The organism is Serpentinimonas sp. SSL01, assembly GCF_056323735.1.
This window is the reverse complement of sequence record NZ_CM150487.1, coordinates 843,070-854,616: the sequence shown is the minus strand read 5'-3', so window position 1 is coordinate 854,616 and position 11,547 is coordinate 843,070. Positions and strand designations below refer to the sequence as shown.

At 64.5% G+C, this 11,547-nt stretch carries 11 protein-coding genes; 9 read left to right on the top strand and 2 right to left on the bottom strand.

Going from position 1 to position 11,547, the window contains the following annotated elements; all coding sequences use genetic code 11:
- The first annotated feature begins 38 nt into the window (after positions 1-38).
- Positions 39-1,388 carry an esterase-like activity of phytase family protein gene (locus ACVMK0_RS04155; protein WP_250960023.1) on the top strand — a complete coding sequence of 450 codons (1,350 nt, stop codon included), beginning with the start codon at positions 39-41 and terminating at the stop codon, positions 1,386-1,388.
- 8 nt (positions 1,389-1,396) lie between these two features.
- Here the strand turns inward: ACVMK0_RS04155 and ACVMK0_RS04150 are convergent, their stop codons facing one another.
- Complete coding sequence (locus ACVMK0_RS04150) at positions 1,397-2,308, bottom strand: LysR family transcriptional regulator (protein ID WP_250960024.1); 912 nt, start codon at positions 2,306-2,308, stop codon at positions 1,397-1,399.
- 167 nt (positions 2,309-2,475) lie between these two features.
- On the opposite strand from ACVMK0_RS04150, the gene metE reads away from it, so the two are divergent.
- From metE to ACVMK0_RS04110, 8 genes are all read left to right on the top strand, one after another.
- A complete protein-coding gene (metE, locus tag ACVMK0_RS04145; RefSeq protein WP_045535261.1) occupies positions 2,476-4,755 on the top strand; it encodes a 5-methyltetrahydropteroyltriglutamate--homocysteine S-methyltransferase in 2,280 nt (759 codons plus the stop codon).
- Between the two features lie 67 nt (positions 4,756-4,822).
- The gene (locus tag ACVMK0_RS04140) at positions 4,823-5,032 is read left to right on the top strand and encodes a hypothetical protein (protein WP_476464401.1); all 210 of its coding nucleotides are present in this window, start codon (positions 4,823-4,825) and stop codon (positions 5,030-5,032) included.
- A 20-nt stretch (positions 5,033-5,052) separates the two neighbouring features.
- Positions 5,053-5,493 (top strand): NADH-quinone oxidoreductase subunit K, encoded by a 441-nt coding sequence (locus ACVMK0_RS04135; RefSeq protein ID WP_476464400.1) that lies wholly within the window; start codon positions 5,053-5,055, stop codon positions 5,491-5,493.
- The gene (locus ACVMK0_RS04130) at positions 5,376-6,206 is read left to right on the top strand and encodes a proton-conducting transporter transmembrane domain-containing protein (RefSeq protein WP_476464647.1); all 831 of its coding nucleotides are present in this window, start codon (positions 5,376-5,378) and stop codon (positions 6,204-6,206) included. The genes ACVMK0_RS04135 and ACVMK0_RS04130 overlap by 118 nt, the downstream gene beginning before the upstream one ends.
- Positions 6,207-6,393: 187 nt before the next feature.
- Positions 6,394-7,389, top strand: coding sequence for a Bug family tripartite tricarboxylate transporter substrate binding protein (locus tag ACVMK0_RS04125; protein WP_476464399.1), 996 nt, complete (start codon positions 6,394-6,396; stop codon positions 7,387-7,389).
- 57 nt (positions 7,390-7,446) lie between these two features.
- Positions 7,447-7,902 carry a MarR family winged helix-turn-helix transcriptional regulator gene (locus tag ACVMK0_RS04120; protein ID WP_476464398.1) on the top strand — a complete coding sequence of 152 codons (456 nt, stop codon included), beginning with the start codon at positions 7,447-7,449 and terminating at the stop codon, positions 7,900-7,902.
- A 78-nt stretch (positions 7,903-7,980) separates the two neighbouring features.
- The gene (locus ACVMK0_RS04115) at positions 7,981-9,021 is read left to right on the top strand and encodes a Rieske 2Fe-2S domain-containing protein (RefSeq protein WP_476464397.1); all 1,041 of its coding nucleotides are present in this window, start codon (positions 7,981-7,983) and stop codon (positions 9,019-9,021) included.
- The gene (locus ACVMK0_RS04110; RefSeq protein WP_476464396.1) at positions 9,018-9,983 is read left to right on the top strand and encodes a PDR/VanB family oxidoreductase; all 966 of its coding nucleotides are present in this window, start codon (positions 9,018-9,020) and stop codon (positions 9,981-9,983) included. Before ACVMK0_RS04115 ends, ACVMK0_RS04110 begins: the two co-directional genes overlap by 4 nt.
- 4 nt (positions 9,984-9,987) lie before the next feature.
- Here the strand turns inward: ACVMK0_RS04110 and ACVMK0_RS04105 are convergent, their stop codons facing one another.
- Positions 9,988-11,544 carry an acyl CoA:acetate/3-ketoacid CoA transferase gene (locus tag ACVMK0_RS04105; RefSeq protein WP_476464395.1) on the bottom strand — a complete coding sequence of 519 codons (1,557 nt, stop codon included), beginning with the start codon at positions 11,542-11,544 and terminating at the stop codon, positions 9,988-9,990.
- Between the last annotated feature and the right edge of the window lie 3 nt (positions 11,545-11,547).

Genomic DNA, 11,547 nt, shown 5'->3' with positions numbered 1-11,547 from the left:
CCCCCGAAAAACCCACCCACCCAAGCCACCGACCGCCCATGAAACTGTCATTCTGCGCCGCCGCCGCCCTGTCGCTGGGCCTGCTGTCTGCCCCCGCCTTGGCTCAAACCGAATTTCCGGCCCGCTTGGCAGGGCATGCCATATTGCCCGCGCTCACGCTCGTCCCGGCCCCTGCTGGGGCGCCCGCCGACCTGCAACACGCTGGCAAGTTCACCACCGGCCAGCGGGTGGAGGCCATCGGCAGCATCGAGGGCCGCTCGGCTGGCCGCCCCACCGGGGTGCAGGTGCCGTTTCGAGGCCAACCCATGCAAGGCCATTCGGGCATTTTGCACAACGCCGACGGCAGCTTCTGGCTGCTGACCGACAACGGTGCCGGCAACCGCGCCAATTCGCCCGACTTCATGCTGCATTTGAGCCGCTACCGCATCAATTTTCAGACCAACCGCTGGGATCGGCTCGAGACCGTGTTCTTGCACGACCCCGATCGCCGGGTGCCGTTTCGCATCATCCACGAGGGCACGCCGCAGCGTTTCCTGACCGGCTCCGACTTCGACCCCGAGGGCGTGCAGATCGCTGGCGGGCATTTCTGGATCGGCGACGAGTTCGGCCCCTACCTGATCAAGGTCGATATGCAGGGCCGTGTGCGGGGTGTGTTCGAAACCCAGGTCGATGGCCGCACCGTGATTTCGCCCGACCACCCCAACGTGCGCACCCCCGCCGTGCCGGGCGGCGAAGTGGCTTTTCAGGTGCGCCGTTCGCGCGGCTTCGAAGGCTTGGCGTCATCACCCGACGGCAGCCGCCTGTTTGCCATGCTCGAAGGGCCGCTGTGGGACGCCAGCACGCGCGCCTTTGAACAGCGCGACGGCCGCGGCTTTTTGCGCGTGCTCGAGTTCGACGTGGCCACCGAGCGCTGGACCGGCCGCCAGTGGCGCTACACCTTGGAAGCCGACACCCACGCCATCGGCGACTTCAATCTGATCAGCCCCACCACCGCCTTGGTGATCGAGCGCGACAACGGCGAGGGCACCGCCGACCGCGCCTGCCCTGCCGGCCAGCGCCGCGCCGACTGCTTCCACGACATCGCCCGCTTCAAGCGCGTTTACAAAATCGAGATGAGCGAAGCCAATGTCAACGACGCCGTGCGCAAGATCGGCTTCATCGACCTGATGCGCATCCAAGACCCGAACCGGCTGGCGCGCGTGCCGCTCAACGACGGCGTGCTGACCTTCCCCTTCTTCACGATCGAAAACGTCGATCAGGTGGATGCGCGCCACATCGTGGTCGGCAACGACAACAACCTGCCGTTCTCGAGCAGCCGCCACCCGAACCGCGCCGACGACAACGAACTGGTGCTGCTCGACGTGGCCGAACTGCTGGCGGCGCGCTGAAGGACGGGTCAAGCCGCCATCGGCCCCGGCGGGGCAGCTGAGCCCTGACGCACCAGAGCCAGCAAGTCGTTGACGTACGGCACATCCAGGTCTGCGCTGCGCAGACCCAGGTGTATGTGCTTTTGTATGCCCCGGGCACCCAGCCGCACGGCGACGATGGGCAGGCGATCGCGGTGCGCTTGCACCACCCACAGCGGCAGCGCCGTCACACCGCGTCCGCTGGCCACCAACTGCAACAACACTTCGGTGTTTTCCACCGTTTTGTGCAAGCGTGGCGCCACCCCAGCCGGCGTCAGGAATTGGCTGTACACATCCAGCCGTTCGGGCGGCACCGGGTAGGTCAGCAGCACCTCGGAAGACAGCTCCTGTGGCTGCACCCGATCCTGCTGCGCCAGCGCGTGCCCTTGGGCCAGCACCAGCACCTGCTCGTAGGCGTGCACGGGTTCAAAATGCAGCCCCGGCTTGTGGTGCGGATCGGGCGTCACCAGCACGTCGATGTCGTGCGCAAACAAGGCCCCAATGCCTCCAAATTCAAATTTTTGCTTGACATCCAAGTCCACATCGGGCCAGCGCGCCAAGTAGGGGGCCACGTACTGCATGAGCCAAAGGTAGCAGGGATGGCATTCCATGCCCACCCGCAAGCTGCCGCGCTCACCGCGCGCAAACTGCTGCATGCGCTGCTCGGCGTGCTCCAGTTGCGGCAGCAAGCGCTGCGCCAGGTTCAGCAGGTACTGCCCGGCCTGGGTTGGAATCAGGCGCCGACCTTCGCGCCGCCAAATGGGTGTGCCAAAACGGTCTTCGAGCTTGCGCATGCTGTGGCTCAGCGCCGATTGCGTCAGGTGCAGGCGCTGCGCCGCAGCGGTGAGCGAACCGGTGCGCTCCACCTCGCGCAAGATCGCCAAATGAGTGCGCTCAATCATGATTGATGTTCATTGAAATCTGAAATAAGACCATTTTACTTCATCCATTGTCAAGGGCATCATCGGCCTGACCGGCTTACGCAGCAACGCTTTGCGCTGCTGCAAGCCGGCCACAGCGCCCGCTGGGGGCGCTGCGTCCGTTTGAATCGCAACCGCATTGGAGTGAGATGGTTACCACCCACAACTTGGGTTTTCCGCGCATGGGTATGCGCCGGGAACTGAAATTCGCCCTCGAGGCCTACTGGCGCGCCGAAACCGACTCGGCGGCGCTGCTCGATTGCGCGCAAGCGCTGCGCCAGCGCCATTGGGCTTGGCAAGACACGCTCGATTGGGCTCCCGTGGGCGATTTTTCGCTCTACGACCACATGCTCGACATGAGTTTCACACTCGGGCACCTGCCCCAGCGGGCGCAGGGTTTTGGGGGTGATGAACTCGAGCACTACTTTAGGCTGGCGCGCGGCCAAGGTCGGGCCGCGTGTTGTGGCGGCGCCATTGCAGCTGCCGAAATGACCAAATGGTTCGACACCAACTACCACTATCTGGTGCCCGAGTTTGACACCCAGACCCGCTTCGAGCTCGACGACCGACGCTTGCGCCAACAATGGGGCGAAGCCTTGGCCCAGGGCGTGCGCGGCAAGCCGGTGCTCATTGGCCCCGTCACCTACCTGTGGCTGGGCAAGATGCGGGGCGGGGGCGATCGCTTGCAGCTGCTGCCCGCCTTGCTCGAGGTGTATGCCGAACTGCTCAAGCGCCTGCATGCGTGGGGCGCCACGTGGGTGCAGATCGATGAACCGATACTGGTGCAAGACCTCGACCCCGACTGGCAGCACGCCTTCAATCTGGCCTACCACCAGCTCAAAAACGCACCCGTGCAAATCTTGCTGGCCAGCTATTTTGGGGGCTTGGGCGACAACCGCTATCTGGCTGCCAATCTTCCGGTGGCGGGTTTGCACATCGACGCCGTGCGCGGCCGCGATGAGGTGAGCGCCCTGCTCAACCTGCTGCCCTCCACCAAGGTGCTTTCGCTGGGCGTGATCGACGGCCGCAACGTCTGGAAAACCGACCTTTATGCAGCGCTCGGCTGGCTCGAGCCGCTGGCACAGCGGCTGCAAGAGCGGCTCTGGATCGCGCCCTCGTGCTCACTGCTGCACGTGCCGCTGGACTTGGATGCCGAACCCAATCTCGATCCATCGCTGCGCGGCTGGCTCTCATTTGCGCGCCAAAAACTGCAGGAGCTGCACCTGCTGGCGCGCGCCCTCAACCACGGGCGCCAGAGCGTCGCAGACCAACTGCAGTTGCACCAGCACGGGCTGATCGAGCGTGCGCAATCCACGCGGGTGCACCGCAGCGAGGTGCAAGCCGCCCTGCGCGCCAGCAACGCCTTGCCCGCGCACCGCCCCAGCCCCTACGCAGAACGCGCGCGCCAGCAGCAAGCGGTGTTGCAACTGCCCCAGTGGCCCACCACCACCATCGGCTCTTTCCCGCAAACCGGCGCGATCCGGCAGGCCAGACAGCGCTTCAAAAGCGGTCAGATCGACGCCGCCGCCTACGAGCAGGCTATGCGCGACGAGATTGCACTGTGCGTGCGCGAACAAGAGGCGCTCGGGCTCGACGTGCTGGTGCATGGCGAAGCCGAACGCAACGACATGGTGGAGTATTTTGGCGAACAACTCGAGGGCTTCGCCTTCACCACCCAGGGCTGGGTGCAGTCCTACGGCTCGCGCTGCGTCAAGCCCCCCATACTCTACGGCGACGTGCAGCGCCGGCTGCCCATGACGGTGCACTGGAGCCGCTACGCCCAGTCGCTCACGCACAAACCCATGAAAGGCATGCTCACCGGGCCGGTCACGATGCTCAACTGGTCTTTTGTGCGCGACGACCAGCCGCGCGAGCTCAGCTGCCGACAGCTGGCGCTGGCGCTGCGCGCCGAGGTGCTCGATCTGGAGCAGGCTGGCATTGCGGTGATCCAAATCGACGAGCCCGCGCTGCGCGAAGGCCTACCGCTCAAAAAAGCCGATCAGGCAGCCTACCTCGATTGGGCAGTGGCGTGCTTTGGCCTGAGCGCCAACGGGGTCCGCGATACCACGCAGATCCACACCCACATGTGCTATGCCGAGTTCAATGACATCATCGAGCACATTGCCCGCCTCGATGCCGACGTCATCACCATCGAGACCGCCCGCTCGGCACTGGATTTGCTCGAAGCCTTCGAGCGCTACGACTACCCCAACGCCATCGGCCCGGGGGTTTACGACATCCACTCCCCCAACCAACCCGAAGTCGAGCGCATGGTGGCGCTGCTGCGCAGCGCGGCCCAGCGCATCGCGCCCGAACGCCTTTGGGTCAACCCCGATTGCGGACTCAAAACGCGCCAGTGGCCAGAGGTCAGGCCAGCCCTGCAACGCATGGTGCAGGCGGCACAGCAACTGCGCCAATCCAGCCGCTGAACTGGCCCCCTGCCCCCTACAATCGTTTGCGCGCAATGGGCTGCGCGTGCAAATTCGTAGGGGCAGCATGAAACCGGTCGTATTCAAGCGCTTGCTGGCAGCGGCACTGGCCTTGGCCGGGGTCTGGCTGCTGCTGTTGCGCCAGCCCGGGGTCTGGCCGGGGGCCGACGGTTGGTTGCTGGGGGCGTTGGTGCTGGCCTGCGCCGCCCTGCTGCTGCTGGCCGTGCTGGGCATCGAGCCGCTGGCTGGCGCCGCCACCCAAGCCGTGGCGCAATGATTGAGGCTTGGGGTGCTGCTTTGAGCACGGGGTGGGAAGGGATTTCGGGCCTGTGGTCGGCCGGGGTTTCGGTCTGGTTGCCCACGGGCAGTGCGCTGGTGCTGCTTGGGTTGCTGGGCATGCTGCTGGCGCCCTCGATTTTGCGCAAACTGCTGGCCTTCAACGTCATGGGCAGCGGCATCTTTGTGCTGCTGCTGGCGCTGCGCCCGCCCGGCCCCAGCGGCGTGGCCGACCCGGTGGCGCAGGCGCTGATCCTGACCGGAATCGTCATTGCCATCGCCGCCACGGCGCTGGGGGCCACGGGTGCTGCACCTGCTGGCGCATGGGCCTGGCCAAGGCCGCCATGTTTTTGGCCGCCGGGGTGCTGGTGCTGTCGGCCGGGCGCGACGATCTGGCCAGCCTGCGCGGCGCGGTGGCGAGCGAGCCGCTGGCCTTTGCCGCGCTCACACTGGCCGGCGTGAGCCTGATCGGCCTGCCCCCCAGCCTGGGCTTTGCCGCCAAGTGGCAGATGATGCAAGCCGCCCTGCTGGCCGACCAGTGGCCCTGGTTGCTGTGGCTGCTGGGCGGCACCCTGCTCAGCGCGGCCTACGTGTTTCGGGTGTTGCGACTGGCTTTTTTGCCGGCTTCCGAAGCCTTTGAGGCGCGCGCGCCCTTGCCGCTGGGCCTGCGCTTTGGGCTCGACGGCCTAGGCACCGTCTTTTTGCTGCTCGCGGGTTTGCTGTGGAGCCTAGCCGGTTGGGCCGCACAGATCTATCACCGCCACGACGAACGGCACCACGCGCTGTGGGGCTTTTGGCTGGCGGCGCTGAGCGGCAACCTGTGGCTGATCGTGGCCCAAGACGCCATCGGTTTTTACGCCGGTTTTGCCCTGATGAGCTTTGCCGCTTACGGCCTGGTGGTGCATGCGCGCAGCGCCGACGCCTGGCGCGCCGGTCGGGTCTATCTGATCATGGCGGTGCTGGGCGAGGCGCTGCTGCTGTCCGGGTTGCTGCTGCGCGTGGCCGGCAGCGAATCGCTCGCCTTGCCGCTGGCGGCCAACGGGGGGCAGCACGCCAGCTTGTCCACGGCGCTGATTTTTCTGGGCACCGCTGGCCGCGCACGCTGTGGCTCGAAGAGCGCCAGTTGCGCCGCCTGCCCGTGGCCGGAGCGGCGCTGCTGGCGCTGCTGCTGCTGAGGCGCTGATCGCCCGCCTGCTCGGTGGGCCGTCACCTAGACCGGCACCATCCGGCCAAAAAACACCGCTTGCGCTCCGGGAAAACACTGATGAAATATAACTATTCTTCAATTAAGCTGCACAACCATCTGCACGTCAAGTCGGACGGCAGCCGCAAAGCCCCATAAATCCGCACCAGGAGCAACCCATGACCCATCGCCCACCCCAGCTGAATCGTCGTCACGCTCTCGCCCTAGGCGCGGGGCTGGCCCTCAGCGCAGCCACGATACCCGCCTGGGCCCAGTCGAGCTGGCCCAGCCGCTCGATACGCTTGATGGTCAACTTCCCCGCTGGCGGCAGCGCGGACGCCATCGCGCGCCCAATCGCGGCGGTGCTCGCCGAATCGCTGGGTCAACCGGTGGTGGTGGTCAACCGTGCGGGGGCATCGGGCAACCTCGGCGCTTCCGAGGCCGCGCGCTCTGCGGCAGATGGCTACACGATGCTGTTCAGCCCGGGCAGCACCATGAGCTCCAACCCCTTCCTCTTTAGCCAGATGCCGTTCGATGCCGAGCGCGACGTGATTCCGCTGGCCTCGGTCGCGCGGCTGTCCCTGTTCCTGATGGTGCATCCTTCGGTACCCGCCAACAACGTTCAAGAGCTGGTGGCTCACATCCGTGCCAACCCCACTCGTCTCAACTACGGCTCCAACGGCCAAGGCAGCTCACCCCACCTAGCGGCCGAGATGATGCTGCGTCAGGCAGGGCTCCAGGCATCGCACGTGCCTTATCGTGGTGCAGCGCCCGCCTTGGCCGCCTTGCTGAGTGGCGAGATTCAGTTCATGTTCGACTCCGGCCCTGGCCAGCCCCATGCCGCCGCGGGCCGTTTGCGGCTTTTGGGCGTGGGCAGCCCGGTGCGAGCAGCACAGCTTCCCAACGTCCCCACCCTGGTGGAATCCGGCTTCCCCGGTTTTGACGTGGACACGCTGTTTGGCATTTACATGCCCAGCGGCACACCCGTTTCCTTGCTCGACCGGCTGCACCAAGAAGTCAACCGCACGCTGACAAACACACGGGTGCAAGAGGCGATACGCGCCATGGGCGCTGAACCCATGGCCTTGAGCCGTCAGGCGTTTGCCGAACGCATGTCGAGCGACCGCAACCGCTTTGGGCAATTCATCCGCGAAGTCGGTATCACCGCCCAGTAACGCTGACGGTTGACTGCTCCATCGGGGCTTCACAGGCTTGTCGTATCCTTCAGGCCTGTGAAGCCCCGTTTCGATGAACACCTCTACCATGAGCCCGGACACCTGATCCGTCGGGCGCACCAGTTGGCGGTCGCCACATTTCACGCTGTGCATGGCCGTCACATCACCCCTGTGCAATACGCGGTATTGCGCGCCTTGGCCGAGCACCCGGGTATCGATCAGGTCACGCTGGCTGACAAAGTAGCGCTGGACACCTCGACCACCGCCGACATTGCCGCGCGGCTGGAAACGAAAGGCTGGATCGTTCGCGAGCTGCTACCCCGCAGGCAGCGCCGCTTGCGACTGACCGATGAAGGTCAAGCCATACTGGATCGCATGCTGCCGCATGTGGACCCCATGTACGGGCAGTTGATGCAACCCCTCTCTGCTGAAGAACAAGTCGAATTCCTGCGACTGCTGGCTAAATTTGTCCGTCTGGAAGATACCCAGACCCATATTGGGGATACGGGCTAACCCTCTTGCCAAATGCACACATCTGGGTAACAATACCATTCATTCAGTATACTGAATGTAAATTCCACAGGAGACCGCATGTTCCCACTCAACACCTGGTATGTCGCTGCGCGCAGCGATGAAATCGGCACCGAACGTCCGCTGGGGCGGCGCATCTGCAACCAACCCATGGCGTTCTTCCGCAACGCCGCCGGCCAGGTCGCTGCCGTGGAGGATTTCTGCCCACACCGGGGGGCTCCCCTGTCGCTGGGCTTCGTGCAGGGCGACACCTTGGTGTGCGGCTACCACGGCTTGGCCATGGGAGGTGATGGCAAGACGGCCTCGATGCCGTGTCAGCGCGTGCGGGGTTTTCCGGCCATCGCCAGTTACCCGGTGCATGAGGCGCATGGCTTCGTGTGGGTGTGGCCGGGCCACCCCAGCCGCGCCGATGTGGCATTGGTCCCCGCGTTCGAGTGGATGGGCAATCCGGCCTTCGGATACGGCGGTGGGCTCTATCACATTGGCTGCGATTACCGGCTGATGATCGACAACCTGATGGACCTGACGCACGAAACCTACGTGCACAGCAACAGCATCGGTCAGAAAGAAATCGACGAAGTCCCCTGCAAGACCCGTGTGGAGGGAGATCACGTCATCACCGAACGGTACATGGAAAACATCGAAGCGCCCCCGTTCTGGAAGATGGCGCTGCGGCTCAACGGCCTGCCCGACGACCAGCCGGTGGACCGCTGGCAGGTCTGCCATTTCACGCCCCCCAGCCACGTCATGATCGAGGTGGGCGTGGCTTTGGCGGGCAACGGCGGTTACCACGCCCCGGACGCGGTCAAGGCAGCCAGCTGGGTGGTGGACTTCATCACGCCGGAAACCGACACCTCCATCCACTACTTCTGGGGCATGGCCCGTCGGTTCAAACCCGACGATCAGGAACTGACCGACAAGATCCGAGAAGGCCAGGGGAAGATCTTCTCCGAGGATCTGGAGATGCTGGAGCGCCAGCAAAAGAACCTGAGCGCCCACCCGGACCGCAAGCTGCTGATGCTCAACATCGACACCGGTGGCGTGCAGTCCCGCAAGATCATCGATCGCCTGCTCGCCGCCGAGCAAGGAGTGGTCGCATGAGCGCGGTCATTATGACCGTGCGTGTGGTTGCTCGGCGTGAGGCCGCGCAGGACATCGTCAGCCTCGACCTGGCCAGCGTGGACACCACACCCCTGCCGCCCTTCGAGGCCGGTGCGCACATTGATGTGCATTTGCCCGGCGGACTGGTGCGCCAGTACTCCTTGTGCAACCCTCCGGGCGATGGCGGGATTTATCGCATCGCTGTGTTGCGCGACGCCGCCAGCCGGGGCGGGTCCCAGGCTGTTCACGAACACTTGCGCGAAGGCAGCACCCTGGCCATCAGCTCGCCCCGCAACCACTTTCCGCTGGCCGACGCGGCGCCGTTTCACCTGCTGCTGGCCGGTGGTATCGGCATCACCCCTCTATGGGCCATGGCACAAGCACTGTCACAGGCCGGCCAGCCCTTTCGGCTGCACTTTTGCACGCGCTCCCGCGAACGCACCCCGTTCATGGCTGAGCTGGCCGCTGCACCCTACGCCAGCCAGGTGCAGCACCATTTTGATGACGGAGCCGACCACCAGAAGCTCGACATCAGCGCGACCTTGCAGCAAGTGCCGGCGGGGACGCATCTGTACGTCTGCGGCCCACAAGGCTTCATCGAGGCCGTTCTGAAGGCCGGACGCGAGGCAGGCTGGCCAGAGGAGCGCCTGCATCGCGAATACTTTGGTGCAGCTCCCGTGTCAACGGCAGGTGATGCTGCTTTCGAACTCGAACTTGCGAGTGATGGCCGGGTGATACCAGTCCGGCCCGACCAGACGGCGCTGGCTGCCCTGCTGGCGGCCGGTATCGAGGTGCCCATGTCGTGCGAGCAAGGGGTCTGCGGGACTTGCCTGACGGGTGTGCAATCCGGTTTGCCGGATCACCGCGACCAATACCTCACCGACGAGGAGCGAGCAGCCAACGATCAGTTCCTGCCTTGCTGCTCAAGGGCATTGAGCCCCCGGCTGGTATTGGCCTTGTAACCCCTCATCGCCCCAGGTGGGCGCTGAGTCCTCCCCAGCGTTCACTGAAAATACCGGGGTCCATGGTGTTGACCGCCTTCATCAATGGGCGGAAAGCCATGTGAGCCAGGACGTCGTGTTCCAGGTCCACACCGGGCGCGATTTCGGTCAACTCCAGGCCGTCTTCGCGCAACCGGAAGACCGCCCGCTCCGTAATGAAAACGACCTCTTGCTGCCGTACAGCTGCGTCATGGCCGTTGAACGTGATCTGCTCGACCTGGTCGATGAACTTGCGAGCCTTGCCCTCCTGAATGATGGTCAAACGCCCATCACCCACCTGCACGTTCAGGCCGCCTGCCGTGAAGCTGCCGCAAAACACCAGCTTGCGGGTCGCCCGTGTGATGTTGATGAAGCCCCCGCACCCCACAGGCCGTCCGTTGAACTTGCTCACGTTCACATTGCCGTGGGCATCCGTCTGGGCCAGCCCCAGGAAACTGGCATCCAGGCCGCCCCCGTCGTAAAAGTCGAACTGCGCGCTCTGCTCAATGATCGACTCCGCGTTGTAAGCCAGGCCAAAGTCACCCAGTTGCGCGGGGATACCGCCATTGACCCCGGACTCGATCGACAGCATCAGCAGGTCTGAAACGCCCTCTTCCGCGGCCACGGCCGGAATGCCGGCCGGAATACCGATACCCAGATTGGTGACCGCCCCCGGCGTGACCTCCATGGCAGCCCGGCGGGCAATGACCTTGCGCTCGTCGAGCGGCATGGGCTGCAAATGGTCCACCGGCACCTGCACATCGCCGCACAAGGCGGGATTGAACTGCGTGGCAATGCTCTGCATGTGGTTTTCGGGTTGGCCGATGACCACGTAATCGACCAGCATGCCCGGCACCTTCACCGACTTCGGGTGCAAGCTGCCGGCCTGCACCACGGCCTCGACCTGACAGATCACGATGCCCCCGCAGCGCTTGGCCGCTTGGGCGATCGACAACTGTTCCAGCAGCATGCCTTCTTTGTCCAGCGTGATGTTGCCCCGCTCATCGGACAAGGTGCCGCGAATGATGGCGACGTCGATTTTTGGTGGCGCGTAATACAGCCACTCCTGCCCCTCAAACTGAACCCGTTTGACCAGGTCTTGCGTCGAACGGCGGTTCATCTTGCCGCCCTCCAGCCGGGGATCGACAAATGTACCCAGACCCACTTGGGTCAGCAAGCCCGGCGAACGGTTGGCAATCTGCCGCGTGAGGTGCGATAAAGAGCCTTGGGGGAAGTTGTAGGCCTCGACTTCGCCATCGAAAACCATCTTCATCATTTCTTTGCCGGTCTGACCGAAATGACCGGCCACCACCCGCTTGATCATGCCTGGGTGGGCAAAGTGCTTCATGCCGGCCGCGCCAGAATTGCCGATCGCGCCACAGGCCCAAGTGCTGAGCTGGCGCGGATGGCCGGTCTGCAAAAAGGTGCGCTCGAGGCCGTGCAACACCTCTTCGGCTAACCCGGTCACCGCCAAACCGCCCAAGAAAATGGTGGCTTCGTCGGGAATCAGGGCGCCCGCTTCGTCGGCGGTGATGATTTTCATGTT